General features: G+C 66.1%; 34 protein-coding genes. 3 read left to right on the top strand and 31 right to left on the bottom strand.

All coding sequences use genetic code 11. The features are described 5' to 3' along the window. Positions 1 to 44: 44 nt before the first annotated feature. From rplO to ACIBK0_RS09080, 27 genes are all read right to left on the bottom strand, one after another. Positions 45 to 500, bottom strand: coding sequence for a 50S ribosomal protein L15 (gene rplO / locus ACIBK0_RS08950; RefSeq protein WP_189190330.1), 456 nt, complete (start codon positions 498 to 500; stop codon positions 45 to 47). Between the two features lie 2 nt (positions 501 to 502). Beyond that, a complete protein-coding gene (gene rpmD / locus ACIBK0_RS08955; RefSeq protein WP_055553514.1) occupies positions 503 to 685 on the bottom strand; it encodes a 50S ribosomal protein L30 in 183 nt (60 codons plus the stop codon). Next, complete coding sequence (gene rpsE / locus ACIBK0_RS08960; RefSeq protein ID WP_006376045.1) at positions 685 to 1,290, bottom strand: 30S ribosomal protein S5; 606 nt, start codon at positions 1,288 to 1,290, stop codon at positions 685 to 687. Before rpsE ends, rpmD begins: the two co-directional genes overlap by 1 nt. Positions 1,291 to 1,330: 40 nt before the next feature. Further along, on the bottom strand, positions 1,331 to 1,714 hold the full coding sequence (rplR, locus tag ACIBK0_RS08965) for a 50S ribosomal protein L18 (protein WP_369248585.1): 384 nt from the start codon (positions 1,712 to 1,714) through the stop codon (positions 1,331 to 1,333). A gap of 3 nt (positions 1,715 to 1,717) precedes the next feature. Continuing rightward, positions 1,718 to 2,257 carry a 50S ribosomal protein L6 gene (gene rplF, locus ACIBK0_RS08970; protein WP_399077185.1) on the bottom strand — a complete coding sequence of 180 codons (540 nt, stop codon included), beginning with the start codon at positions 2,255 to 2,257 and terminating at the stop codon, positions 1,718 to 1,720. A 24-nt stretch (positions 2,258 to 2,281) separates the two neighbouring features. Then, entirely contained in the window at positions 2,282 to 2,680 is a 399-nt protein-coding gene (gene rpsH / locus ACIBK0_RS08975) for a 30S ribosomal protein S8 (protein WP_014674378.1), read from the bottom strand. A 211-nt stretch (positions 2,681 to 2,891) separates the two neighbouring features. Continuing rightward, positions 2,892 to 3,077 carry a type Z 30S ribosomal protein S14 gene (locus ACIBK0_RS08980; protein WP_003948630.1) on the bottom strand — a complete coding sequence of 62 codons (186 nt, stop codon included), beginning with the start codon at positions 3,075 to 3,077 and terminating at the stop codon, positions 2,892 to 2,894. Between the two features lie 5 nt (positions 3,078 to 3,082). Beyond that, positions 3,083 to 3,640: a 50S ribosomal protein L5 gene (rplE, locus tag ACIBK0_RS08985; protein WP_020132628.1), complete on the bottom strand. Its 558-nt coding sequence runs from the start codon at positions 3,638 to 3,640 to the stop codon at positions 3,083 to 3,085. Beyond that, a complete protein-coding gene (rplX, locus tag ACIBK0_RS08990; protein WP_018543913.1) occupies positions 3,640 to 3,963 on the bottom strand; it encodes a 50S ribosomal protein L24 in 324 nt (107 codons plus the stop codon). Before rplX ends, rplE begins: the two co-directional genes overlap by 1 nt. Positions 3,964 to 3,965: 2 nt before the next feature. Further along, positions 3,966 to 4,334 (bottom strand): 50S ribosomal protein L14, encoded by a 369-nt coding sequence (rplN, locus tag ACIBK0_RS08995; RefSeq protein WP_003998823.1) that lies wholly within the window; start codon positions 4,332 to 4,334, stop codon positions 3,966 to 3,968. A 104-nt stretch (positions 4,335 to 4,438) separates the two neighbouring features. After that, positions 4,439 to 4,726 carry a 30S ribosomal protein S17 gene (rpsQ, locus tag ACIBK0_RS09000; RefSeq protein WP_099500628.1) on the bottom strand — a complete coding sequence of 96 codons (288 nt, stop codon included), beginning with the start codon at positions 4,724 to 4,726 and terminating at the stop codon, positions 4,439 to 4,441. Then, positions 4,726 to 4,950, bottom strand: coding sequence for a 50S ribosomal protein L29 (gene rpmC, locus ACIBK0_RS09005; RefSeq protein WP_003998824.1), 225 nt, complete (start codon positions 4,948 to 4,950; stop codon positions 4,726 to 4,728). Before rpmC ends, rpsQ begins: the two co-directional genes overlap by 1 nt. Then, a complete protein-coding gene (gene rplP, locus ACIBK0_RS09010) occupies positions 4,950 to 5,369 on the bottom strand; it encodes a 50S ribosomal protein L16 (protein WP_189190333.1) in 420 nt (139 codons plus the stop codon). The genes rpmC and rplP overlap by 1 nt, the downstream gene beginning before the upstream one ends. A 5-nt stretch (positions 5,370 to 5,374) precedes the next feature. Continuing rightward, positions 5,375 to 6,217 (bottom strand): 30S ribosomal protein S3, encoded by an 843-nt coding sequence (gene rpsC / locus ACIBK0_RS09015; protein ID WP_189190334.1) that lies wholly within the window; start codon positions 6,215 to 6,217, stop codon positions 5,375 to 5,377. Further along, on the bottom strand, positions 6,217 to 6,564 hold the full coding sequence (rplV, locus tag ACIBK0_RS09020; RefSeq protein ID WP_003974262.1) for a 50S ribosomal protein L22: 348 nt from the start codon (positions 6,562 to 6,564) through the stop codon (positions 6,217 to 6,219). Before rplV ends, rpsC begins: the two co-directional genes overlap by 1 nt. 41 nt (positions 6,565 to 6,605) lie before the next feature. Next, a complete protein-coding gene (gene rpsS / locus ACIBK0_RS09025) occupies positions 6,606 to 6,887 on the bottom strand; it encodes a 30S ribosomal protein S19 (RefSeq protein ID WP_015035577.1) in 282 nt (93 codons plus the stop codon). A 12-nt stretch (positions 6,888 to 6,899) separates the two neighbouring features. Next, positions 6,900 to 7,736 (bottom strand): 50S ribosomal protein L2, encoded by an 837-nt coding sequence (gene rplB / locus ACIBK0_RS09030; protein ID WP_028805741.1) that lies wholly within the window; start codon positions 7,734 to 7,736, stop codon positions 6,900 to 6,902. Positions 7,737 to 7,775: 39 nt separating this feature from the next. Then, the gene (gene rplW, locus ACIBK0_RS09035; protein ID WP_399077190.1) at positions 7,776 to 8,192 is read right to left on the bottom strand and encodes a 50S ribosomal protein L23; all 417 of its coding nucleotides are present in this window, start codon (positions 8,190 to 8,192) and stop codon (positions 7,776 to 7,778) included. Then, a complete protein-coding gene (rplD, locus tag ACIBK0_RS09040; protein ID WP_095936044.1) occupies positions 8,192 to 8,845 on the bottom strand; it encodes a 50S ribosomal protein L4 in 654 nt (217 codons plus the stop codon). The genes rplW and rplD overlap by 1 nt, the downstream gene beginning before the upstream one ends. A gap of 5 nt (positions 8,846 to 8,850) precedes the next feature. Then, positions 8,851 to 9,495 carry a 50S ribosomal protein L3 gene (gene rplC, locus ACIBK0_RS09045; protein ID WP_355782961.1) on the bottom strand — a complete coding sequence of 215 codons (645 nt, stop codon included), beginning with the start codon at positions 9,493 to 9,495 and terminating at the stop codon, positions 8,851 to 8,853. Between the two features lie 17 nt (positions 9,496 to 9,512). Then, on the bottom strand, positions 9,513 to 9,821 hold the full coding sequence (gene rpsJ / locus ACIBK0_RS09050) for a 30S ribosomal protein S10 (protein WP_003948644.1): 309 nt from the start codon (positions 9,819 to 9,821) through the stop codon (positions 9,513 to 9,515). Between the two features lie 639 nt (positions 9,822 to 10,460). Continuing rightward, complete coding sequence (locus ACIBK0_RS09055) at positions 10,461 to 10,928, bottom strand: hypothetical protein (RefSeq protein WP_399077193.1); 468 nt, start codon at positions 10,926 to 10,928, stop codon at positions 10,461 to 10,463. Between the two features lie 3 nt (positions 10,929 to 10,931). Beyond that, complete coding sequence (locus ACIBK0_RS09060; RefSeq protein WP_399077195.1) at positions 10,932 to 11,351, bottom strand: hypothetical protein; 420 nt, start codon at positions 11,349 to 11,351, stop codon at positions 10,932 to 10,934. After that, a complete protein-coding gene (locus ACIBK0_RS09065) occupies positions 11,338 to 12,060 on the bottom strand; it encodes a hypothetical protein (RefSeq protein WP_399077197.1) in 723 nt (240 codons plus the stop codon). Before ACIBK0_RS09065 ends, ACIBK0_RS09060 begins: the two co-directional genes overlap by 14 nt. Before the next feature lie 5 nt (positions 12,061 to 12,065). Further along, positions 12,066 to 12,590, bottom strand: coding sequence for a hypothetical protein (locus ACIBK0_RS09070; RefSeq protein ID WP_399077199.1), 525 nt, complete (start codon positions 12,588 to 12,590; stop codon positions 12,066 to 12,068). Between the two features lie 106 nt (positions 12,591 to 12,696). Then, positions 12,697 to 13,338, bottom strand: a complete 642-nt coding sequence (locus ACIBK0_RS09075) for a hypothetical protein (protein WP_399077201.1) — start codon at positions 13,336 to 13,338, stop codon at positions 12,697 to 12,699. 48 nt (positions 13,339 to 13,386) lie between these two features. Continuing rightward, entirely contained in the window at positions 13,387 to 13,734 is a 348-nt protein-coding gene (locus ACIBK0_RS09080) for a hypothetical protein (protein WP_399077204.1), read from the bottom strand. A 390-nt stretch (positions 13,735 to 14,124) separates the two neighbouring features. On the opposite strand from ACIBK0_RS09080, the gene ACIBK0_RS09085 reads away from it, so the two are divergent. Next, positions 14,125 to 14,403, top strand: a complete 279-nt coding sequence (locus ACIBK0_RS09085) for an ATP-binding protein (RefSeq protein WP_399077206.1) — start codon at positions 14,125 to 14,127, stop codon at positions 14,401 to 14,403. 427 nt (positions 14,404 to 14,830) lie between these two features. Here ACIBK0_RS09085 and ACIBK0_RS09090 read toward each other — a convergent pair whose 3' ends face one another. From ACIBK0_RS09090 to ACIBK0_RS09105, 4 genes are all read right to left on the bottom strand, one after another. Then, a complete protein-coding gene (locus ACIBK0_RS09090; RefSeq protein WP_399077208.1) occupies positions 14,831 to 15,280 on the bottom strand; it encodes a hypothetical protein in 450 nt (149 codons plus the stop codon). Positions 15,281 to 15,297: 17 nt separating this feature from the next. After that, entirely contained in the window at positions 15,298 to 19,917 is a 4,620-nt protein-coding gene (locus ACIBK0_RS09095; RefSeq protein WP_399077210.1) for a DUF6531 domain-containing protein, read from the bottom strand. A gap of 84 nt (positions 19,918 to 20,001) precedes the next feature. After that, a complete protein-coding gene (locus ACIBK0_RS09100; protein ID WP_399077212.1) occupies positions 20,002 to 20,211 on the bottom strand; it encodes a DUF397 domain-containing protein in 210 nt (69 codons plus the stop codon). Then, positions 20,208 to 21,056: a helix-turn-helix domain-containing protein gene (locus ACIBK0_RS09105; protein WP_399077214.1), complete on the bottom strand. Its 849-nt coding sequence runs from the start codon at positions 21,054 to 21,056 to the stop codon at positions 20,208 to 20,210. The genes ACIBK0_RS09100 and ACIBK0_RS09105 overlap by 4 nt, the downstream gene beginning before the upstream one ends. 140 nt (positions 21,057 to 21,196) lie before the next feature. Between ACIBK0_RS09105 and ACIBK0_RS09110 the strand changes: the two genes are divergently transcribed. Both ACIBK0_RS09110 and ACIBK0_RS09115 read left to right on the top strand, forming a co-directional pair. Next, positions 21,197 to 21,652 carry an ATP-binding protein gene (locus ACIBK0_RS09110; RefSeq protein ID WP_399077216.1) on the top strand — a complete coding sequence of 152 codons (456 nt, stop codon included), beginning with the start codon at positions 21,197 to 21,199 and terminating at the stop codon, positions 21,650 to 21,652. A 261-nt stretch (positions 21,653 to 21,913) separates the two neighbouring features. Then, positions 21,914 to 22,834 (top strand): helix-turn-helix domain-containing protein, encoded by a 921-nt coding sequence (locus ACIBK0_RS09115; RefSeq protein WP_399077218.1) that lies wholly within the window; start codon positions 21,914 to 21,916, stop codon positions 22,832 to 22,834.

The raw sequence follows: 22,834 nt of genomic DNA on the forward strand, positions 1-22,834 counted from the left end.
ATCCCCGGTCGGGATCGCTCAAGTCATCGAGACGCCTGATGAGGTCAGACGAGCTCGGTGACGGTACCGCCGGCGGCGGTGATCTTCTCCTTGGCGGAGCCGGAGACGGCGTCGACCGTCACCTGCAGCGCCACGGAGATCTCGCCCTGGCCGAGGACCTTGACGAGGCTGTTCTTGCGAACGGCACCCTTGGCGACGAGACCCTCGACGGTGACCTCGCCACCCTCCGGGTACAGCGCGCCCAGCTTGTCGAGGTTCACGACCTGGAACTCGGTCTTGAACGGGTTGCGGAAGCCCTTCAGCTTCGGGAGACGCATGTGGAGGGGCATCTGGCCACCCTCGAAGCGCTCCGGAACCTGGTAGCGGGCCTTCGTGCCCTTGGTACCACGACCGGCCGTCTTACCCTTCGACGCCTCACCACGACCCACACGGGTCTTGGCGGTCTTGGCGCCCGGGGCGGGACGGAGGTTGTGGATCTTGAGCGGGTTGTTCTCCGCCATGATCAGTCGACCTCCTCGACCGTCACGAGGTGGCGGACGGTGTGCACCATGCCGCGGAACTCGGGGCGGTCCTCCTTGACGACCTGCGTGTTGATGCCCTTGAGACCAAGGGAGCGCAGGGTGTCACGGTGGTTCTGCTTGCTGCCGATGTACGACTTCGTCTGCGTGACCTTGAGGCGAGCCATTACGCACCCGCCCCGGCACGTGCACGAAGGAGAGCCGCGGGGGCGACGTCCTCGAGGGGCAGACCACGGCGAGCCGCGATCTCCTCGGGACGCTGCAGACCCTTGAGGGCCGCCACGGTCGCGTGCACGATGTTGATCGCGTTGGATGAGCCGAGCGACTTCGACAGGATGTCGTGAACGCCGGCGCACTCGAGTACTGCACGCACCGGGCCACCGGCGATAACGCCGGTACCGGGGGAAGCAGGCTTGAGCAGGACGACGCCCGCGGCCTTCTCGCCCGTGATCGGGTGCGGGATGGTGCCCTGGATACGGGGGACCTTGAAGAAGTGCTTCTTGGCCTCCTCAACACCCTTGGCGATGGCGGCCGGCACCTCCTTGGCCTTGCCGTAACCGACACCCACGGTGCCGTCACCGTCGCCCACCACGACCAGCGCGGTGAAGCTGAAGCGACGACCACCCTTCACAACCTTGGCGACGCGGTTGATCGCGACAACGCGCTCAACGTACGCGGTCTTCTCGGCGGCAGCAGCGCCGCCGTCACGGCCCTTCCGGTCCCGCCGCTCGCCGCCACCGGCACCGCTTCCACGGCGCTGGGGTCCAGCCATTGGATTACCTCTCTCTGTTTCCGCTAGCTACGGAAGCGGCTCAGAACTTGAGTCCGGCTTCGCGGGCGGCGTCCGCCAGGGCGGCGATGCGCCCGGCGTACTGGTTGCCACCTCGGTCGAATACGACAGCCTCGACGCCGGCGGCCTTGGCACGCTCGGCGACCAGGGCGCCGACCTGCTTGGCCTGCGCGGACTTGTCGGCCTCGCCACCACGGATCGTGGTGTCCAGGGTCGACGCCGACGCCAGGGTGTGACCCTTAACGTCGTCGATGACCTGGGCCACGATGTGGCGGTTCGAGCGCGTCACGACCAGGCGCGGACGCTCAGCCGTACCCGAGATGTGCTTACGGATCCGGATGTGACGACGCTTGATGGCAGCACGCTTGTAAGCGTCGCCCTTAGCAATCTTGACACCGTATGCCATGGCTTACTTACCCGCCTTTCCGACCTTGCGGCGGATGACTTCGCCCTCGTACTTGACGCCCTTGGCCTTGTACGGGTCAGGCTTGCGCAGCTTGCGGATGTTGGCCGCAACCTCGCCGACCTTCTGCTTGTCGATGCCCTCGACCGAGAAACGGGTGGGGGCTTCCACCTTGAAGGTGATGCCCTCGGGGGCCTCGACGGTGATCGGGTGGCTGTAGCCGAGCGAGAACTCCAGGTTGGAGCCCTTCGCCAGGACTCGGTAACCGACACCGCTGATCTCGAGCTTCTTCACGTAACCCTGGGTCACGCCGGTGATCATGTTCGCCACCAGCGTGCGGGACAGGCCGTGGAGGGCCTTGTTCTGACGCTCGTCGTTCGGGCGGGTGACGCTCAGCACGCCGTCCTCGCCCTTAGCGATCTCGATCGGCGCCGCGATGGTGTGGGAGAGGGTGCCCTTGGGGCCCTTCACCTGCACCGTACGGCCGTCGATGGTGACGTCCACGCCGGCGGGAACCGTGATGGGGAGCTTGCCAATACGCGACATAGCTGTTTCCTCCGTTCCCTTCCGCTACCAGACGTAGGCGAGAACTTCTCCGCCTACGCCCTTCTTGCCGGCCTGCTTGTCGGTGAGGAGCCCGTGGGACGTGGAGATGATCGCCACGCCGAGGCCGCCGAGCACCTTCGGCAGGTTGGTGGACTTCGCGTAAACCCGGAGACCGGGCTTGGAGATCCGCTTGATGCCCGCGATGGAGCGCTCACGGTTCGGGCCGAACTTCAGCTCGAGGACGAGGTTCTTGCCGACCTCGGCGTCCTCGACCTTCCAGCCCGTGATGAAGCCCTCCTGCTGGAGGATCTCCGCGATGTGCGACTTGATCTTGCTGTGCGGCATCGACACCGAGTCGTGGTATGCCGAGTTCGCGTTACGCAGACGCGTAAGCATGTCTGCGATCGGATCAGTCATGGTCATGAATTGGCCTTCGGCCTCTCTCGCCGGGGTTTCCTGTATGCGCCATCCCTCTCCCCGCTCAGAGGCGGGACGGGTGCGGTGCGGGGACCTACGGCGTAGTAAGTCGTACGGGCGTCAGGCGCCCAACCCTCCTAGCCTAAGCCATGGAGGGGTGGGCCCCTGACAGTGCCCTTTGCTTACCGAGAGCCTCTGGAATCCCGAATTACGGGGATTACCAGGAGCTCTTGGTCACGCCCGGCAGCTCGCCACGGTGAGCCATCTCACGAAGGCAGACGCGGCACAGGCCGAACTTGCGGTACACGGAGTGCGGACGACCGCAGCGCTGGCAGCGCGTGTAGCCACGCACACCGAACTTGGGCTTACGAGCAGCCTTGGCAATCAGAGCCTTCTTCGCCATCTCGCTTACGCCTCCTTGAAGGGGAAGCCGAGGTGACGGAGAAGGGCACGGCCCTCAGCGTCGTTGGTCGCCGTGGTCACCACGGTGATGTCCATACCCCGGACGCGGTCGATCTTGTCCTGGTCGATCTCGTGGAACATGACCTGCTCCGTGAGACCGAAGGTGTAGTTGCCACGGCCGTCGAACTGCTTGGGGGACAGACCGCGGAAGTCGCGGATGCGCGGCAGCGCGAGCGACAGGGTGCGGTCCAGGAACTCCCACATGCGGTCGCCACGGAGCGTGACGTGGGCACCGATCGGCTGACCCTCACGCAGCTTGAACTGCGCGATGGACTTGCGGGCCTTGGTGATGGCCGGCTTCTGACCGGTGATCGTGGTCAGGTCACGGACGGCACCGTCCATGAGCTTGGAGTCACGGGCGGCGTCGCCGACACCCATGTTGACCACGATCTTGACGAGGCCGGGAATCTGCATGACGTTCTCGTAGGAGAACTCCTCACGCAGCTTGCCCGCGATCTCCTCGCGGTACTTCGTCTTGAGACGCGGAGTGGTGGTGGTCGCCATCAGATGTCCTCACCCGTCCGCTTGGCAACGCGGATCTTGTTGCCCTCGTCGTCGAAGCGGTAACCGACACGCGTGACGACCTTGTTGCCGTCCTTCTCCACGACGAGCTGAACGTTGCTCACGTGAATCGGGGCCTCGGTCGTGACGATGCCGCCGGCCTGCGAACCGCTGGCGGTCGGGCCGGCCTTGGTGTGCTTCTTGACCCGGTTGACACCCTCGACCAGGACGCGCTCGTCGCGCGGGTAAGCGGCAATGACCTTGCCCTGCTTGCCCTTGTCCTTACCGGTGATGACCTGGACCAGGTCGCCCTTCTTGATCTTCATGCTTACAGCACCTCCGGCGCGAGCGAGATGATCTTCATGAACTTCTTCTCGCGCAGCTCACGGCCGACGGGGCCGAAGATACGGGTGCCGCGAGGGTCGCCGTCGTTCTTCAGAATGACGGCGGCGTTCTCGTCGAAGCGGATGTACGAGCCGTCCGGACGGCGGCGCTCCTTGACGGTGCGAACGATGACCGCCTTGACGACGTCACCCTTCTTCACGTTGCCACCGGGGATCGCGTCCTTGACGGTGGCGACGATGACGTCACCGATGCCCGCGTAGCGGCGACCGGAGCCACCGAGCACACGGATGCAAAGGATTTCCTTCGCACCAGTGTTGTCGGCGACACGCAGTCGCGACTCCTGCTGGATCACGTCTATCTCCTGATTGTCTGCCGGTTCCCGGGGCGGGGCCGTCCTTCACGACGGACCCCGCCCCGAGCCTGGCGGAACGAACCTGAGGGATACCCCTCAGGTAATTACTTGGCCTTCTCGAGGATCTCGACGATGCGCCAGCGCTTCGTCGAGGACAGCGGCCGGGTCTCCATCAGGAGGACGCGGTCGCCGACACCGGCGGCGTTCTGCTCGTCGTGGGCCTTGAGCTTGCTCGTACGGCGGATGACCTTGCCGTACAGAGCGTGCTTCACGCGGTCCTCGACAGCGACGACGACGGTCTTGTCCATCTTGTCGCTGACGACGAGACCCTCACGGGTCTTGCGGAAACCGCGCGCCTCGGTCTTCTGCTCAGTCACGTTGCTCTCGCTCATCAGGCGCTCTCCACCGTCTCGATGCCCAGCTCGCGCTCACGCATCAGGGTGTAGATCCGCGCGATGTCCTTACGGACGGCCTTGAGCCGACCGTGGTTCTCGAGCTGACCGGTCGCCGCCTGGAAGCGGAGGTTGAACAGCTCTTCCTTGGCTTCGCGGAGCTTCGCGAGAAGCTCCTCGTCACCCAGTTCGCGCAGCTCGGACGCCTTGGTACCGGCCGACATCACGCTTCACCTGCCTCGCGCTTGACGATCCGGCACTTCATCGGCAGCTTGTGGGCTGCGCGAGTCAGGGCCTCACGGGCGATCTTCTCGTTGGGGTAGGACAGCTCGAACATGACCCGGCCCGGGTGCACGTTCGCGACCCACCACTCGGGCGAACCCTTACCGGAACCCATGCGGGTCTCGGCGGGCTTCTTCGTCAGCGGGCGGTCCGGGTAGATGTTGATCCAGACCTTGCCGCCACGCTTGATGTGGCGGGTCATCGCGATACGAGCCGCCTCGATCTGGCGGTTGGTCACGTACGCCGGCGTGAGGGCCTGGATGCCGTACTCGCCGAACGCAACCGTCGTACCGCCCTTGGCCATACCACGGCGCTTCGGGTGGTGCTGCTTGCGGTGCTTGACCCTACGGGGGATCAGCATGTCGGTCAGGCCTCCGTTCCGGTGCTCTCAGCCGGAGCGGCAGCGGCGGCGGGAGCCTCGGCCTTGGGGGCCTCGGCAGCCGGCGCGGACTGCTGCTGCGGCTTGCGGCCGCGACCGCCACGCTCGCCACCACGGCCACCACGGCCGGCCGGGCGGTCGGCACCGCCACGGGCCGGGCGGTTGCCGGCGCGGGCGGCGGCGTTCTCGGCGCGGACCTCGGCGATGTTCTTGACGTCGCCCTTGTAGATCCAGACCTTCACACCGATACGGCCGAAGGTCGTCTTGGCCTCGAAGAAGCCGTAGTCGACGTTCGCGCGGAGCGTGTGCAGGGGCACACGGCCCTCGCGGTAGAACTCCGAGCGGGACATCTCGGCGCCGCCGAGACGGCCACCGCACTGAATCTTGATGCCCTTGGCGCCCGCCTTCATCGCCGACTGCATGCTCTTACGCATGGCGCGACGGAAGGAGACGCGGGAGGACAGCTGCTCGGCAACGGCCTGAGCAACCAGCTGAGCGTCGGTCTCGGGGTTCTTGACCTCGAGGATGTTCAGCTGGACCTGCTTGCCCGTCAGCTTCTCGAGGTCGCCGCGGATGCGGTCGGCCTCGGCGCCACGGCGGCCGATGACGATGCCGGGACGCGCGGTGTGGATGTCCACCCGCACGCGGTCACGGGTGCGCTCGATCTCAACCTTCGAGATTCCGGCGCGCTCCATGCCGGACGTCATCATCCGACGGATGGCGACGTCTTCCTTGACGTAGTCCTTGTACAGCTTGTCGGCGTACCACCGGGACTTGAAGTCCGTGGTGACACCGAGCCGGAACCCATGCGGGTTAACCTTCTGGCCCATTACCGGGTTCCTTCCTTGCTGCTGACGACCACGGTGATGTGGCTGGTCCGCTTGCGGATCCGGTAGGCGCGGCCCTGGGCACGCGGACGGAACCGCTTCAGGGTCGGGCCCTCGTCGACGTAGGCCTCGGAGATGAAGAGGCTGTCGGCGTCGGTGTGGTCGTAGTTGTGCGCGGCGTTGGCAATGGCGCTGTCAAGCACCTTGCCGACCGGCACGCTCGCGGCCTGCGGGGCGAAACGCAGGACCGCCTGAGCCTCCGTGGCATCCATGCCACGGATAAGGTCCACCACGCGGCGGGCCTTCATGGGCGTAACGCGGATGTACCGCGCCTGGGCCCTGGCTTCCATGGTTGTCCTTCCAGTGTCTGTCATGGTCATTCCACCCCGCGTTAGCGGCGCTTCGACTTCCGGTCGTCCTTGACGTGACCCCGGAAGGTGCGCGTCGGCGAGAACTCGCCGAGCTTGTGGCCGACCATCGACTCGGTGACAAACACCGGAATGTGGGTCTTGCCGTTGTGCACCGCGATCGTGTGGCCGAGCATGGCCGGGATGATCATCGAGCGACGGGACCAGGTCTTGATGACGTTCTTGGTACCGGCTTCGTTCTGAGCGTCCACCTTCTTTACGAGGTGGCCGTCAACGAAGGGTCCCTTCTTGAGACTGCGCGGCATCTAAACCCGCTCCTAGCGCTTCTTGTTCGTCTTGCGGCGGCGGACGATGTACTTGTTCGAAGCCTTCTTCGGCGAACGAGTACGACCCTCCTTCTGACCCCACGGGGAGACCGGGTGGCGACCACCGGAGGTCTTGCCCTCACCACCACCGTGCGGGTGGTCAACCGGGTTCATCGCCACACCGCGGACGGTCGGGCGAACGCCCAGCCAGCGCTTGCGGCCGGCCTTACCCCAGTTGATGTTGCTCTGCTCGGCGTTGCCGACCTCGCCGACGGTGGCGCGGCAGCGCACGTCGACCAGGCGGATCTCACCGGAAGGCATGCGGAGGTGAGCCATCTGGCCCTCCTTCGCGAGCAGCTGCACGGAGGCACCGGCGGAGCGGGCGAACTTGGCACCGCCACCGGGACGGAGCTCGATCGCGTGGATCGTGGTACCGACCGGGATGTTGCGGAGCGCCAGGTTGTTGCCCGGCTTGATGTCGGCCCCAGGACCGTTCTCGACGCGGTCACCCTGCGACAGGTTGCGCGGGGCGAGGATGTAGCGCTTCTCGCCGTCCGCGTAGTGCAGCAGCGCGATGCGCGCGGTGCGGTTGGGGTCGTACTCGATGTGCGCGACCTTCGCCGGCACGCCGTCCTTGTCGTGACGACGGAAGTCGATCACTCGGTAGGCGCGCTTGTGTCCGCCACCCTGGTGGCGAACGGTCACACGACCGGCGTTGTTACGGCCGCCCTTGCTGTGCAGCGGGCGGACCAGCGACTTCTCCGGCGTGGACCGCGTGACCTCGACGAAGTCGGCAACGCTGGAGCCACGACGGCCCGGCGTAGTCGGCTTGTACTTGCGGATTCCCATTTCTCAGTCCTCGTCCGATATTCGGACCAGGGCGCTCCGTTAGGAGGCCTGGCCGAAGATGTCGATACGGTCGCCCTCAGCGAGGGTCACGATCGCGCGCTTGCTGTCCGCACGCTTACCGAAACCGCTCTTGGTGCGCTTGCGCTTGCCCTGGCGGTTGATCGTGTTGACCCCGGTGACCTTGACCGAGAAGACCGCCTGGACGGCCTCCTTGATCTGCGTCTTGTTGGAGCCGGGCGCGACGATGAAGGTGTACTTGCCCTCGTCGAGCAGCGCGTAGCTCTTCTCGGAGACGACCGGCTTGAGGAGCACGTCACGGGGGTCCGTGAAGGACTTGCTCAGCGGCGTCTCGACGGTGTTCTTGCCCTCGGTGGCGTGGCGCTTCGCCTTGGCGACGCGCGCGGCCTTGGCGGCCTTGGCGGCCTTCGAGGCGATGCTCGGGTGACGCGTAGCCATCAGGCTTCGCTCCCTTCGGTGTCAGCGGCCTGGGGGCCAGACACGAAGGACTCGAAAGCGGCCTGGGTGAAGACCACGTCGTCCGAGACGAGAACGTCGTACGTGTTCAGCTGGCCCGGCTCCAGGATGTGGACCTGGGGCAGGTTGCGCGCGGAAAGCAGCGCGGCCTCGTCGGAGCGCTCGATGACCAGGAGCACGTTCTTGCGCTCCGAGATCTTGCCGAGCAGGCCCTTCGCGGCCTTGGTGGAGATCCCACCGTCGACCACGCCGGTGACGACGTGGATGCGGTTGTTGCGGGCCCGGTCGGTGAGGGCGTGGCGCAGGGCCGCGGCCTTCATCTTCTTCGGGGTCCGCTGCGAGTAGTCACGCGGCACGGGACCGTGCACGACGCCACCGCCGGCGAACTGCGGCGCACGGGTCGAACCCTGACGGGCGCGGCCGGTGCCCTTCTGGCGGTAAGGCTTCTTGCCACCACCGCGGACCTCGCCACGACGCTTGACCTTGTGCGTGCCCTGACGGGCAGCGGCCAGCTGCGCAACGACGACCTGGTGAAGCAGCGGGATGCTGATCTTCTCTACGTCGAAGATCTCGGCCGGGAGCTCAACGGTCCCGGCGGTGTCGCCGGAGGGCGACAGAATGTCAATGGTGCTCATAGTCCTCAGGCCCCCTTGGCCGCGGTGCGGACCAGGACGAGGCCGCCGTTCGGACCAGGAACCGCGCCCTTGATAAGGAGCAGGCCCTTCTCCGCGTCAACGGCGTGAACGGTCAGGTTCTGGGTGGTGACCCGCTCGTTGCCCATGCGACCCGCCATGCGGAGGCCCTTGAACACACGGCCCGGGGTGGCGCAGCCACCGATGGAGCCGGGAGAGCGGTGCTTGCGCTGGGTGCCGTGTCCGGCGCCGAGGCCCTTGAAGTTGTGACGCTTCATGACACCGGCGAAGCCCTTGCCCTTGCTCTTGCCGGTCACGTCCACCTTGACGCCGGCCTCGAAGGTCTCGGCGGTGATCTCCTGGCCGAGGGTGTACTCGCTGGCGTCAGCGGTACGGATCTCGACGAGGTGACGACGGGGGGTGACGTCGGCCTTGGCGAAGTGGCCCTTGAGGGGCTTGTTCACCTTGCGCGGGTCGATCTCGCCGAAGGCGATCTGGACCGACTCGTAGCCGTCGGTGTCGTTCGTACGCACCTGGGTGACGACGTTGGGGCCGGCCTTGACGACGGTGACCGGAACAACACGGTTGTTCTCGTCCCACACCTGCGTCATGCCGAGCTTCTCGCCCAGGATGCCCTTGATCTGCTTAGCCATTCTCAGATCACCGATCCCTAGAGCTTGATCTCGATGTCGACACCGGCCGGGAGGTCGAGTCGCATCAGAGAGTCAACGGTCTTGGGCGTCGGGTCGAGGATGTCGATCAGGCGCTTGTGCGTGCGCATCTCGAAGTGCTCGCGCGAGTCCTTGTACTTGTGCGGCGACTTGATGACGCAGTACACGTTCTTCTCAGTGGGCAGCGGCACCGGGCCCGCGACCGACGCACCAGTGCGGGTCACCGTCTCGACGATCTTCTTCGCCGAGGAATCGATGACCTCGTGGTCGTAGGCCTTGAGCCGGATGCGGATCTTCTGTCCCGCCATGGCTACTCAGTAGTCCTTTGTCTCGTAAAACGCTCTGGTACCCAGGGGTCCGCGTCCCTTACCTCCGACCCACGCGGTCGGGCGTGTCGCGCTCCTGCTGACAGAGATATCCGTAGAGGATTTCCCTACCAAGGGACGCGGCTCAGCCCAAAAGACAACCGCAGGACCGGGGGCTGGACACCCACCGGGCGCCTGGTCGGCACCCCGCTGACACTTCCCGGAAGATTCCCGTACGTCCGCCCCAGCGCTGCCTCTCGACAGATTGGGCGACGAGTACTGTGGGACTCGCTTCCAGTCCTCCCGGCGGGAGGCGCGCAGCATCGGCACTCGACCGAGCAACCCCGTTAGTCTGCCATACGGGGCAGGGGGCTGGCCAATCGAGCCGAGGATCGTACCCCGAGGGTGACGCACGTCAAACCGGGGGCGGACCGGATCGGGGACGTCGACCGCAGAAAACGGTTCCCCTGAACGGGCTCAGCCCCGCCACCCCTCAAGCCGGGCCACCGGCCACACAGGGGCCGACCTGCCCAGAAACAGCACCGCCCGGCTCAGGAACGACCGCCCCTTCGGCTCAGCAGCGACGTGCGTCCGGCGCGTGAGCCTACGCCTGGCCTCGGTCATCGACACGGTCGTCGACGCTCAGGATCGTCGCCTGCGCAGCGCCCGCCAGGCACCCCCGACGGCGTCCGCGGACCGCAGCCACCAGCCCTCCAGCCGGTTCCGCACCCGCACCAGCACCCACCGCCGCCTGAGCCACGGCGGCAGATCCCGGAACGGCACGAAGTGCAGCGCGTCATCGATGGTGTCACCGGCCGTACCCACGGGGCCCTCGGCCAGCAGCACCGCGTACAGCTCCGGCGTCAACTCCCCATGGAGCCGGGCCACATGAGCCATCGCGGTGAAGGCGTACGCCCGCTGACGACGGTCCGGCAATCGGATCGCCCGGACGATCCGAGGCGACGCATCCTCCAACGAACAGTTGAGAGCCAGCCCGATCACCGCCGTACCGAGGTGATCCGCACCTCGCTCGAACGCGGCGTCCCACTCGGCGGGGTCATCGATACCCAGCAGACCCTCGCCGCTTTCCCAGTCGTATGCGGATGCCATGCCTCAGCCTCCGCTCGGCTCGTCCCGCAGCGTCCAGACGGCTGAGCTTTGAGGCGGTGCGGGGCGGACCTTCAGTCGCGTGAAGTCGACCATCGCGTCCGCTCCCTCGTCACCGCACGGCAGCCGAGCGTCTCCCTCTGCCTGGTAATACACCCCGTAAGCCCAGAACTCCGGGAGCTCATGGCACATGAGATCGGGGTAAGGATCCAGATAAAGCGCCTGATATCTCTCATTGATCCTGGCCACCGCCTCGGCGTGCGAAACAGCAAATCGGACCACCATTTCGCTCGCCATCTCGCGAAAATACTCGAGCATTCCTTCGTCGAGGCACAGCAGGAACTCTTCGGTCCTCCCTACCCGGGTCTGCCAGGTGAAATCCCAGTCATCCATGTCGTCCGTGTCATCCACGTCATCGCTGGTCACGCGAGCAGTACCTCCAAGGCGTGGGCGTAAGCGCGGAAGCCTGCCCTGCCGTAGTCCGGAGCGGTGGAGTCGGGGCGGAGAATGCCCGGGAGGAAGGCGACCCGCCAGGCCCTGAACGTGCCGGCGGCGCTGCTTCGTCCCGCATCGTCCACCAGAGCGACCGCGAGGGTGAGAGCCTCGGCCACGCTCTCCGCGCCCCGTCGCGCTTCCGTCCCCCGGCGATGGCGGCAGTGACCAACGCCTGCAGGAAATTCGCCAGTTGCAGATCCGCCCCGATGTGACACATGCGTCGCACGGCCGATGGGCGTTCGAGTTCCTCGAGGCGGGGCGAGGGTTCCTCGATGGAGCCGGACCAGGTGATCTCTTCGATGTAGCCGCACCACAGGAGCAGGGACGGCGCGGTCACCTGGTGCTGGCGCAGATACCCCAGTTCATCGACGATCGCCATGGACGCATCGCTGAAGCCACCGAGCTCGCGGACGACGCCGAGCAGCCGGTCGACCTCGTCCTGCCGCGCGCTCACCAGACCCCCTACCGAGGCGTCGGCGACTGCCCACGTACCGGCGGCGACCACCGCGCCGATCTCCACGATCCCGCCGAGCGTGCTGAAGATCTCCCGCGCGTACGCCGACTCAGGAAGGGGGGTGATCTGCTCGGTCGGGCCGGCTTCCTGGCGGCCCGGAGTAGTGCCAGAGCGTGGCGTCCACACGATGGCTACACACCCCCCAACATCTCGTCCTCGTCGAAGCCGAGGTCGTCCTCGATGCCCAGCTCCTCCGCCGCGTGCCACCTCAGTGGGGCCGGCCATTCGTCCGCTGCGCTCATGGCGACGTCCCTGAGGAATGCCAGCGCGTCAGGAGTACGGATCGCTCCGAGCGACTGGATCCCCTTGACACAGAGAGGGAAGAAAGGCCCGTCGGAGTCCTTCCTTTCCCGTACCAGCGAGCTGATCGCCTCCACCCCTTCGGGCGCTCGCAGCTCGCCCAGGATGTCGACCAGGTCCTCTGCGTTCACACTTGGCACGCCCCAGGCGAGCACCGACGCCAGGATGGGGGCGAGGCCCTCCGGGTGCAGATGGACCGCCACCGCCGCGAGCCGTTCGAATCTGCGCCAGTCGCCGGAATCGAACGCGAGCCGCAGCCAGTCGAGGATGCGGATACGCGACTCGGGAACCGCGGCCGCCACTTCCTCGGCTCGCTCGCGGCCGACGTACCCACGGCCGGCGACCAGGACATCCACTTGCTCTCTCAATAGGTGTTCGGCTGCCGCACCATGTGACATATATTCCGCCCCGCTGCAAGAGTTCGATGAAGAGGCCTACCGGGCGGATGGATTTTCAGTGCGATCACGTTTGCGGATCGATCAAGCCCTCCAACGCATGGGCGTACTTCCTGACATTGGCTTTGCCGCCCTCGTGAGAGGGTGAACCGGGACGCAAGATATCTGGCAGGAATTTGACACGCCACATCCGAAAGGTGTCCGACACCACCCGCTCGCCGTCTACGCCGAGCAGCGAACCTGCCATACGGACGGCAGCGACGACAAGCGCCGGTGCCGCGTCAAGACCAGGACCTCGCGCTGTGGCAGCGCCCACCAGAGCATGCATGAAAGTGGCCAGCTGCAGGTCATTGCCCATATGAACCATACGCCGCACCACACCAGGGTCATCGATGTCGGGGGGATAGCCTTCGATGAATCCCGAGTACATCATCAAATATTCGGCCGTCACCTCACGGCCATCACTCCACCCCCCCTGCCTCTCGAAAATGGCCAGCGTCTCGGCGGAGAAGTCACCAATGTCTCGAACCACTTCGATAAGGCGATCCACCTCATCCCGATGAGCCGCCACGAAGTCAGGAAGTGAGACATCCTGCAGGGACCGCGCCCCCGAAGCGGTTACCGCACCCAGCTCCAGAATTCCCCACAGTGGAGCGAATTCGTCGTACCCGAGCCCCGTTTCGGAAATCGGCGCGTACTGTTCCGTCATTTCGAAGGACCTCCCCACTGGCCCAAGTCATCCACCCCGGCGTCCTACTCAGTCCCAGGGCTCGTGCACCGGCTTGCGCTTCCACCACTCCCCGAGTTCGGCCTCGGGCTTCTCCTTCGTCGGGCGCACCCAGGGGCGCAGCGAGCGCTCCGGGTCGGGAACGCTCGCGGCATCGAAGCGCGCGTCCAACTCCGCCAGCAGCCGCCCCAGCGCGCCTTCCCGCACTTCTGTGGGCAGCCCTTGCATCAACTCGTCGAGCGAGTCACGGGAGTCGACGTCGTTGGCGTACGCGCTGATGGGATAGAAGTCCTCACTCGACCAGCCCGGCTCCATCCGGCGCACCACACGCTCCCAGGAGGCGAACCGGTCCGCGACCGAGTACACGGGAACCGTCATCCTCTCCCCTATCTCAGGCGCGACCCGAGACCTCTCCGCCTCCAGCCGCTCCGCATCGCAGCGGGCGATCACCGCGACAACGGAAGTCGGCAACTCGACCCACATGGAACGGCTTTCGGGCGCGGCCCGGAACACGTCGTACGGTTCCCTCTTCGTGTCCCTTCGAGCCCGCCCGTGCCCCACTTCGCCCGCCACCTCACTTACTCCTTCAGCCGCTTCGTCGCCGTACGCCTGCCGCACGCGTGCTCGGTCACGCTGCGCCCCTTGACTCAGTCGGTCCGGCAAGCCCCTGACCGAGTGATTTCGCGGCGGTTCCGCACACCGCACCACCTGGGAAGACAGACTGTCCTCCTACCCGAGGGAACGCGATAGGCAGAAGGGGACCACGCGATGGTGAAGGTGCGGCTGGAGGCCAGCCGGGAGCACGTTGCCGAGCTGGCGCGGATGCGTGATCCCGTAGGCGCCGTCGAGGAGTTGGGTTGGAACGCCCTCGACGCGGACGCCGGCCGCGTCGCCGTCGTACTGGAGCGCAACGACCTCGGCGGCGTCGAGCGTGTCCGTATCGAGGACGACGGCACTGGAATGTCCGCCGAGCAGTGCGAGGAGTACTTCCGCCCCATCGGTGCCTCCTGGAAGAAAAGTGCGCAGGCGTCCCCCGTGAAGAAGTGAGCTCTGCACGGCAAGAACGGAAGGGGGCCGTCGCGAAGACCGACGGATTCCGGGACACGGCGGTGACCTGGGACTTCTGGCTGGTGGGCAACAGCATGGACGAAGGACTGCGGCAACTCGCCCACCAACATGACCGGATGCCCGGATGGGCACTCTCCCAGCCCAGGTTCCGCATCTGGGTCAAGACGTGGGGCGAGATCCTCGAGGACTGCCAGGAGCGGCTGCGCTTCTACGGTGAGCAGCTGGAGTACCAGTCCTCCACCGAGCACGCCATGGACTACCTGTCCGAGAGCACGCCGACGCTGTGGGCGACCTGGTCGCGGACGGAACCATCCCAGCCACCAGAGGCGGAGGGACAGCGAGCCTCACACCCTGACGCGGGAACGGCCCAGAAGCCGACCCGCGGAATGAAGGCCGCCGAGTTCGATCACGATACGCGCTCGTCTGGTTGCGAGAACTCGGGGAAGTCCACTTCGAGAATCCAGTACTCACCCTCTTCGGTACTGGCCGCGCACACGCGGTGGCCGCTCAAGGAACGAGCGATGAAGAGAAGCCCTCCCTCCGGGTCTTCCATGGCGGAAATATCGGCGTTTTCGGTCAGCCTTACATGCACCCAGCCATAATCCATGCCGGCCGCAGCCAGGAAGGAACCGTCGTCGGCCACCACCCCACCGCTACGTGCGCGATCCTTCCAGGATTCGTCAACTCGCCGAGCCGCACCGATTTGATTCCGTTGAATTCGATCGACGGGTTCGGCATCAATATGCACTACCCTGCGGAACGCTACCGTGACCGATGGCCCCTGACTTTCCGAAAACCCGCCGATCACCTCCAGGCCTGCACCCTGGAAGCGGGATGTGATTTTCGCGTCCATCATTCCTACCTCACTGGAACCTATTTCTGATAAAAGAAGTGATGGTCTCCGCCGGGCTTGTCCAATGCCCGATATCGCTCCATCGTGCCATACCCTTCCTGGGTGTTGTCCCAGCCGAAGTTGACCAGGTTTCTGCTCCGCTCTTCAGGGGTCATACCCTTGGGTGCGCCCGCATGGAAGTGAGGTCCTGCGGGGTCATGAGTATGCTCGACGATCACGCGGGACCCGTTCTCAGTCTCAAATTGGCGGAAATTCCCCCAGTGCGTCGGATCCTTTGAATAGACGTAGCCAGGCATGTTCTTGTAGGCCTTGTCACCCATGACCACCCACTCGGCGTCAGGAGTCGCCCCATGCGGCACCCCGGCGACTTCAAACGCAGCCTTCTCAGCATCCGCCCTATTGCTGAACGGATTCCCTCGCTCCCCCAGCGGGTAATCGGGAGCAAGGCCAAGCACATCGGTGAACCTGAGTGGGTTGTCAACGTATGTAGCCGGGTTCGGCGCCGGGGTAAGTCCCAGCGGGTCCGATGTGAGATACCTCGCCGTTTCCGGGTCGTAGTGACGAAAGTAGTTGTAGTGCAGACCCGTCTCAGGGTCGTAGTACTGGCCAGGCAAGCGAAGCGGAGTGTATGCCCCGCTGGTCTTCGGCCACGCCGTGGTTCCCCAGAGAGTGCTGCGGGCGCGCCAGGCCACGCCGCCCTGTTCGTCAACGAGTTCGCTGGGGGTGCCGACGAGATCCGTAATGATTGCGAAGAAGCGAGAGTCGATTTCCGCTTGAGGCGTCTCGGCCGCAGTGATGCGCTCTGACTGCGCAATGGGGCGCGGCCCCTGGTGGTCCCAGGTGAGAGTAACCGCGTTCGGGAGGCCGTACGCCACTGTCGTCTGTTCGCACAGTGTCGTGCCGTCCCAGGTGAAGTCGACGCGCTCGACAACTGTTTCACCGTCCTCCGCCAGGCGGAGTTTGGCAGTACGGCGCCCCAGCGGATCGTATGTGTAGCGCCATCGGGTCCCGTCCGGGGTAGTGACGGCGGTAAGGCGGTCTTCTGCGTCCCACTCGTAACCCCATCTCTCCGGCTTGCGAGACAGCCGAGACTTCTGACGCAGGATGATGCGGCCGAGGGCGTCGTGTTCATATCGGACGCGGCCCGCCCGCGTAATGCGAGTGCCTACGTATGTGCGGTCACCGATGGCTTCCCCACCTGGATGGTTCTCCGGCCAGGACGCCTTCGCTTGGTTGCCCATCTCGTCGTAGGCATACCGCTCTGTCCAGTCCGCGGCATGCACCGCGGTCACGCGGCCGACCGAGTCCAGTTCGTAGCGGCGGGAACCGGCCAGCTGGTCGTCGACGGCGATGACATGGCCGTCCGCACGGTACGTGTACGTGCGGCACTGAACACTGCGGTTCTGCGGGCCTGTCAGCGTCTGGCTCATCAGACGCCCCGGGCCGTCATACGTCTGAGCAAGTGTCAGGTCTTCCCCGCCGATGCGGCGGACCAGTTCACGGCCTGTCGGATCGTAGGTGAAATCAATACTCCGGCCCGAGGCCACCATGCCTATCCGGTTGCCCACGGCGTCATACGTCCACGCGGTCCGTGCGCCGCTCGGCGTCGTGCGGGCCGTGCGGCGGCCGAGAGTGTCGTACTCATACGTCAGTGTGCGGTCGTTGATCTTCTCCTGGCGAAGACGGCCGTGACGGTCATGGAGAAGAGTGAGCTTCGCTTCCTGGCCCACGGCTTGAGTCAACCGGCCAGCGGGATCGTAGACGTATGTCGTGACCTGGCCCGCGGCGTCTTTCCTCACCACGTCGCCCAGTTCGTTGCGCTCGAACGCCACCGTCTGGCCGAGGGCTTTCGTGCGGGACGCAAGTCGGCCCGCTGCGTCATACGCGTATGCGATCGTGCGGTCGTCGAAGTCCGTCTCGGAAGTCAGTCTGCCAGCCGGATCGTACTCATACGTCCATGTCAGACCTTGTGGATTGGTGACCTGCGTGAGGTGCAAGCGTGCGTCGTGGACAAACTCGTAACGCGCGCCGTCCGGAGTGGTCCGGGCAGTCAGCAAGTCGAAGTGCGTGTACTCGTAGCGGGTTATGCCGCCCAGCGGATCTATATGGCGGGTGCAGTTGCCCTCGCCGTCGTAGGCCCAAGACTCAGCCGTGCCGTCGGAAGTCGTGCGGCGGGTCAGGCGCCCCTCCACTGTCCACTCGAAGCGGGTCACTGCTCCCGTCGCGTCGGTGATGCTGACCGGGCGTCCGAAGGCATCCCGTTCGTACCTGGTGATCGCACCGAGGGGATCCGTGATCTCGATCGGGAGCCCTGCACGGTCACAGCGCACCACGGTGATGTGGCCCAAGGGGTCTGTCACGGAAGTGAGGCGGCCTGCCTCGTCGTAGGTGAAGTTGGTAGTGCTGCCTGCCGGGTCGATCGCGGATATGCGATTGCCACACTCATCGTAAGTCTGACGGTGGACCGTGCCGTCGGGACTGACAAGCTTCACCGGAAGGCAGAACTCGTCAAACTCCGCCTGGATCACGTGGCCGTCGGGGCGAACGACTTGGACGTGCTGACCAGTCGCATTGTTTACGAACTGCGTCGTGTGGTCCAGAGCATCCGTCTGGGACAGGACGTGGTGGTCGTTGTCGTAGGTGGTGCGGGAGGTGTGGCCCAGTGGGTCGACTTCGGCGATGACCTGGCTGTTGCCGTTGACGACGAAGCGGGTGACCGCGCCTTCGGCGGTGGTGAGGGTGGTGATGCGGCAGCCGGGCCACGCGGGGTCCGTGCCGTCGTAGTCGAGGGTGATGGTGATGTGGCCGGCCTCGCCACCCTCGGCGACACAACGGTCCAGGTTGTCGTAACCGTAGGCGTAGCGACGGTTGTTCGTGTCCGTCCAGGACGTGATGCGCAGCCGCTCATCGTAGGTGAACTTCAACGGCAGGCCTGAGGAGTTGATTACCTCGGTGAGGTTGCCGTCGGTGTAGCCGTAGCGCTTGATGACGGTGTCCGAGCCGTCCTCTGCAGCCCTCGCCAAGCTGAGAGCGGTGACCCGGCCCTCGTCGGTGGTCAGCTTGAGGTGGTAGCCGCCGGAGTGGCGGATGGCGAGCGGGATGCCGTGCTCGTCGTAGTCGAAGGTGATGGTGTGCTGGTTGCGGTCGGTGATGCGTGCCAGCAGTGCTATGGCGTCGGCGGGGCGAGTGAAGTGGCGGGCGTGGCCACTCAGCGGGTCGTCGATCCGGTAGCCACCGTCGTCCAGGCGAACCAGAGGCCAGCGGGGGCCTGCCTGGGGCAGAACCGGAGTCTGCGGGTCGGTGGGGTGGGGGTAGGCGAGGAGCAGGCCGTCCTCGGTGACGAAGACGATGCCGTCGGTGTCGATTTCGAGGCGCTGGTCGAGGGTGGAGGCCCAGGTGGGGCCGAACCACCATCCGCAGCGGTAGTCGGAGGCAACCCGGCGGGTGAAGGCCAGCGGCAGTAGGCCGGGCAGTTCCAAGTCGTTCTGTGGCAGATACATGGCTCCGGTGGCCATGTCGACGGGGTCGCTGCCCTTTGAGCGGACCACGCTCTTCAGACGGTTGTAGGCGCCCTTGGCACCATCGGCGATCGAGCCCTTGGCATTCTTCGCCAGGCCGCGGAGTGCCGGCCCCATGGCTTTCAACCCACCCTTGAGGCCCTTCAGTGCGGAGAGGCCACCCTTGAGTCCCTTGGCCAGGCCGCCGAGGGTGGTGAGGCCCTTCATACCCGGTATGCAGTCCAGCGCAGCGAAGCCGACATCCCATAGGGAGGCCTGGCCCTTCGCGTATTTGTTGAGGGTGTCGGCGAGGACCACGAGGGCGGCGACCAGGACGATCGCGCCGAGGATCGGCCCGCCGATGATCATCGCGATGATCCCGACCACGGCCACGACGACCTTGCAGACCGCGACGATGGTGTCCCAGTTGTCGGAGAACCAGTCCCCTACCTCCTCCCACCACTTGCGGTTGTGGATGCCCGCGTCGGACGCCTCGTCGATCTTCGTCTTCGCCGTGTGGGCGGCCTCCTCGCGCATTTTCCGCGCGTCTTCGGCCATCTTCTTCGCGGCGTCGAGGGCGCTGTTGGCCGAAGTGACGTCCGACTGGGCGGAGGTCTGGGCGGACTTGGCGTGCTGCGCGTCCCGGGTGGCGGCCCGGACCTTGGACTCGTCCGGCTTCTCCTTGTCCTTGCTGCCGGTCGGGTCGTCCTTGTACTTGTCGGCTTCCTTGTTCGCCTTCGTCACCCAGGAATCGGCGGAGGAGAGGCGGGACTTGGCAGAAGAGAGATCGGACTGCGCCTCGCGGCCCTTCGCCAAGGCCTTGTCTGCGAGGGCCTGGGCCCGCTCCAGCTTGGGCCAGTAGTCGGCCAGCGCGTCGCCCGCCATCTCGTACGACTTCTTCAGCTTCTTCAGCTGCTTGGGCACACCCGAGAACTCGTCTTGGAAGGCCTTGGCCGACTTGCCCGCCCACTTCAGGACCGCGTCCTCGTCCGCCATGCCCTTGATCAGGCGGAGCGCGTCCCCGACGTCGTCGGCGAAGTCGTGCAGGTTCTTGGACAGATGACGGACCCGGTCCGGGTCGCCCGGCGTCGGATCCTTGTCCAGGTCCAGGACATGCCAATCTCCTGGCCGGTTCCCCGCCATGCCGCAACCCCCGTCACGCCCGCATCACCAACACTCGTACGCATCAGCGAATTTACAGGGCTGAGGACGCGGCCGGGCAGGTGATCAGTTCCCCGAGGCGAAGGTCACGAAGTCCGCCCACGCGGTGGGGGCGAGTGCCAGGCGGGGTCCCTGGGGGTTCTTGGAGTCGCGGATGTGGATGGTGGTGGGGGTGGGGGCTATCTCGACGCAGTCGCCGGCCTCGCTGCTGCTGCTGTAGCTGCTCTTGAACCACTTCAGCTCGGAAGCGCCCTCGACCGAGGTCCCGTGGATCATGTCTCTCCCAGCACTTGCTCGATGAAGGCCAGCGACTCTCTCGGGGTGAGAGCCTGGGCCCGGATCATGCCATATCGCAGTTCAAGGATCCGCAGGTCCTTCGGCTCCGAGACCGGGCGGCCGTTGTAAGCGCCATCGGAACGCCCGATCGCCGTGCCGTCACCGAACTTCAGCACCTCGATCAGCCCCTGCATTCCGGCATGGTCCTCTCGGTCGGTCGGCATGACCTGAAGTGAGACGTTTCGCAACTGACCGACCTCCAGCAGGTGTTCGAGCTGACTGCGCAGCACCATTTTCCCCCCGATCGGGCGTCGCAGCGTCACCTCTTCCTGAATGAAGCTGAGCGCGGGAGCCGGGGACCGCTCGAAGATCGCCTTCCGCCCCATACGCGCGGCGGTCTCACGCTCCACCACGTCCTGCGGGTACGCAGGCTGGCGCGTCTCAAACAGCGCCTGCGCGTAAGGCGGTGTCTGCAACAACCCATGGATGTTGTGGTTGCTGTACAGCAGCAGCTCGACCGCCCGCTCCTCCAACATCTTCAGCTCGCGCACCTTCTTCGGGTACCGAGCCTTCTCCATGTCCTCTTTGAACGCCTTGATGAGCCCACCCGCGTTCAGGACCTCGTCCGCCCTGTCCAGGAACTCCGCCCGCGGAATCCGCGCCCCGCGCTCCACCTTCCGGACCAGGTCCTCGCCGTACCCGATGGCCTGCCCGAAGTCGATGACTCGCATCCCCGCGGCCTCTCGCCGGAGCCTGATCTGCCGCCCCGTCGCCTCCACCACCGGAGCGATCTCGTCCTCCGGGCTGACATCCCACCCGGGCTCGTCCACACCCTCGCTGCTCACACCCACCCACCTCCAACGCCCACGCGTACCCGTACGGCACTCAGGACAGCCAGGACAGACCAGGACAACGACCGGACAATCCCTGTACGCACAGGCGTCATCGCAGCTCAGAGTAGGCGCGGTCCGCCACGCTGAGTGACGTGAATCAGGAAACCGCCGGGCTCCCGGCCCAACTCGACTGTTCCGTCCGCAACTTCAGCGTGCTGCTGTCCCCCACGCCACGCGGCGCCCGCCTGGCCCGGCTGCTCGCCACCGAGCAACTCCGCGCCTGGGAGCTCCCGTTGCACCCGGCGGAGCACATCGTGGCCGAGCTGGCGGCCAACGCGGCGACCCACGGCCGCGTGCCCGGGCGCGACTTCCGGCTCACGCTGTACGTCGTCGGCGACACCCTCCGCATCGAGGTGACCGACACTCGGGGCGACCGAGTCCCGCGGGTCTGCGCGACAGCGCCCGACGCCGAGTCCGGCCGAGGTCTGCTCCTCGTGGACGCGCTCGCCGATCGTTGGGGCACGACGTCCGGGCCTGCCCCGCGCAAGACCGTCTGGGCCGAACTGCCCCTCGTGTCAGCCGGATCGCGGTCCATCGCGTCACGGTGAACGGGGACGCGGCGGGGCGCGACATCAAGACTTCAAATCCCCGAGGAAATCCCCCACCCAACCCCACCAACCTCCCCGTCGCCGCCCGTCACCCGTACGAGTGGTGATCGCCAACTCGGCTGGATTCAGCGCCGGTTGTCGGGCATATGCTCGCCGCGACAACCGCACACCGCTCGGCACATCGCAGACATGCGACGGCCCCCGGTCGGGACTGGCATCCCGATCGAGGGCCTGACCACCGAGGAAGAGGAAAGCTTCCCGATGGACAGGCAAAACCCTAGCGCGCCCTCGCGCGCCCAGTCCCCCGTTACCGGGGCGATTGACCCGACCGTGACCGGCCGCCCGGCACCCACCAGCACCGGCCCCAGCTCTGGCGTGGCCCACGTCAACGTCCGCCACACCACCCGCTACACGGTCATCGGCAACCACCTCGCTCAGCACCGCGAGCTGTCCCTCACGGCGATCGGCCTCGCCGCCCACATCCAGTCGCTGCCCGCCGGTGCCCGCGTCGGCATCAAGGCGCTCGCCGACCGTTTTCCCGAGGGCGAGACCCGGATCGCGGCAGCCCTGCGGGAGCTGGAGGCGTACGGCTATCTGGCCAGGACCCGCGAGCGTCTGCCCAGCGGCCGGGGCGTGACGCACACGGTGTCGTACAACCAGCCGAGGGGACGCGAGCAGAGGGCGCCCCGGCCGAGCACGCCCCACACCCTGGGGCCCGCGGCGGAGCCCGAGCCCGTTCCCACGCCGCCCCCACCTGCGAGGAAGTCCCCCGAGCAACGCCCGAAGCCCCCGCTCACCGAACCCCATACCGACGACCTGGCCCACCACCGCGCGGCCACCGTCCTCCTCGCAACGCTGCACCGCGAGGACCCACGCCTGCTCCTCGCGGAGCGCGACGTACGTCGCCTCACCCCAGCCGTGGCGATCTGGCTGGATCGCGGCGCCGTCCCCGAAGCCGTACGCCGCACCCTGACGGCGAGCCTCCCCCACGAGCCCCTACGCCACCCTGCCGCCTTCCTCGCCCACCGCCTCGCGGAACTGTTGCCGCCACGACTTCCCACCGCCCCGGTGACCGCACGTCCGCACCCCTTCCAGACCTGCGAGGGCTGTGACCGAGCCTTCCGCTCCCCAGGCCCCGGCCGCTGCCGCGACTGCCGATCCGATCTCCAGGAGGCCGCTTAG

Source organism: Streptomyces sp. NPDC050564, assembly GCF_044457265.1.
In the GTDB taxonomy this organism is placed as follows: domain Bacteria; phylum Actinomycetota; class Actinomycetes; order Streptomycetales; family Streptomycetaceae; genus Streptomyces.

Excerpts from the sequence above, each read along its gene's own strand:
- rplO (WP_189190330.1), bottom strand. The coding sequence starts at position 500 with ATGGCGGAGAACAACCCGCTCAAGATCCACAACCTCCGTCCCGCCCCG.
- rpmD (WP_055553514.1), bottom strand. The coding sequence starts at position 685 with ATGGCTCGCCTCAAGGTCACGCAGACGAAGTCGTACATCGGCAGCAAG.
- rpsE (WP_006376045.1), bottom strand. The coding sequence starts at position 1,290 with ATGGCTGGACCCCAGCGCCGTGGAAGCGGTGCCGGTGGCGGCGAGCGG.
- rplR (WP_369248585.1), bottom strand. The coding sequence starts at position 1,714 with ATGGCATACGGTGTCAAGATTGCTAAGGGCGACGCTTACAAGCGTGCT.
- rplF (WP_399077185.1), bottom strand. The coding sequence starts at position 2,257 with ATGTCGCGTATTGGCAAGCTCCCCATCACGGTTCCCGCCGGCGTGGAC.
- rpsH (WP_014674378.1), bottom strand. The coding sequence starts at position 2,680 with ATGACCATGACTGATCCGATCGCAGACATGCTTACGCGTCTGCGTAAC.
- ACIBK0_RS08980 (WP_003948630.1), bottom strand. The coding sequence starts at position 3,077 with ATGGCGAAGAAGGCTCTGATTGCCAAGGCTGCTCGTAAGCCCAAGTTC.
- rplE (WP_020132628.1), bottom strand. The coding sequence starts at position 3,640 with ATGGCGACCACCACCACTCCGCGTCTCAAGACGAAGTACCGCGAGGAG.
- rplX (WP_018543913.1), bottom strand. The coding sequence starts at position 3,963 with ATGAAGATCAAGAAGGGCGACCTGGTCCAGGTCATCACCGGTAAGGAC.
- rpsQ (WP_099500628.1), bottom strand. The coding sequence starts at position 4,726 with ATGAGCGAGAGCAACGTGACTGAGCAGAAGACCGAGGCGCGCGGTTTC.
- rpmC (WP_003998824.1), bottom strand. The coding sequence starts at position 4,950 with ATGTCGGCCGGTACCAAGGCGTCCGAGCTGCGCGAACTGGGTGACGAG.
- rplP (WP_189190333.1), bottom strand. The coding sequence starts at position 5,369 with ATGCTGATCCCCCGTAGGGTCAAGCACCGCAAGCAGCACCACCCGAAG.
- rpsC (WP_189190334.1), bottom strand. The coding sequence starts at position 6,217 with ATGGGCCAGAAGGTTAACCCGCATGGGTTCCGGCTCGGTGTCACCACG.
- rplV (WP_003974262.1), bottom strand. The coding sequence starts at position 6,564 with ATGGAAGCCAGGGCCCAGGCGCGGTACATCCGCGTTACGCCCATGAAG.
- rpsS (WP_015035577.1), bottom strand. The coding sequence starts at position 6,887 with ATGCCGCGCAGTCTCAAGAAGGGACCCTTCGTTGACGGCCACCTCGTA.
- rplB (WP_028805741.1), bottom strand. The coding sequence starts at position 7,736 with ATGGGAATCCGCAAGTACAAGCCGACTACGCCGGGCCGTCGTGGCTCC.
- rplW (WP_399077190.1), bottom strand. The coding sequence starts at position 8,192 with ATGGCTACGCGTCACCCGAGCATCGCCTCGAAGGCCGCCAAGGCCGCC.
- rplD (WP_095936044.1), bottom strand. The coding sequence starts at position 8,845 with ATGAGCACCATTGACATTCTGTCGCCCTCCGGCGACACCGCCGGGACC.
- rplC (WP_355782961.1), bottom strand. The coding sequence starts at position 9,495 with ATGGCTAAGCAGATCAAGGGCATCCTGGGCGAGAAGCTCGGCATGACG.
- rpsJ (WP_003948644.1), bottom strand. The coding sequence starts at position 9,821 with ATGGCGGGACAGAAGATCCGCATCCGGCTCAAGGCCTACGACCACGAG.
- ACIBK0_RS09055 (WP_399077193.1), bottom strand. The coding sequence starts at position 10,928 with ATGGCATCCGCATACGACTGGGAAAGCGGCGAGGGTCTGCTGGGTATC.
- ACIBK0_RS09075 (WP_399077201.1), bottom strand. The coding sequence starts at position 13,338 with ATGACGGAACAGTACGCGCCGATTTCCGAAACGGGGCTCGGGTACGAC.
- ACIBK0_RS09080 (WP_399077204.1), bottom strand. The coding sequence starts at position 13,734 with ATGACGGTTCCCGTGTACTCGGTCGCGGACCGGTTCGCCTCCTGGGAG.
- ACIBK0_RS09085 (WP_399077206.1), top strand. The coding sequence starts at position 14,125 with ATGGTGAAGGTGCGGCTGGAGGCCAGCCGGGAGCACGTTGCCGAGCTG.
- ACIBK0_RS09090 (WP_399077208.1), bottom strand. The coding sequence starts at position 15,280 with ATGATGGACGCGAAAATCACATCCCGCTTCCAGGGTGCAGGCCTGGAG.
- ACIBK0_RS09095 (WP_399077210.1), bottom strand. The coding sequence starts at position 19,917 with ATGGCGGGGAACCGGCCAGGAGATTGGCATGTCCTGGACCTGGACAAG.
- ACIBK0_RS09100 (WP_399077212.1), bottom strand. The coding sequence starts at position 20,211 with ATGATCCACGGGACCTCGGTCGAGGGCGCTTCCGAGCTGAAGTGGTTC.
- ACIBK0_RS09115 (WP_399077218.1), top strand. The coding sequence starts at position 21,914 with ATGGACAGGCAAAACCCTAGCGCGCCCTCGCGCGCCCAGTCCCCCGTT.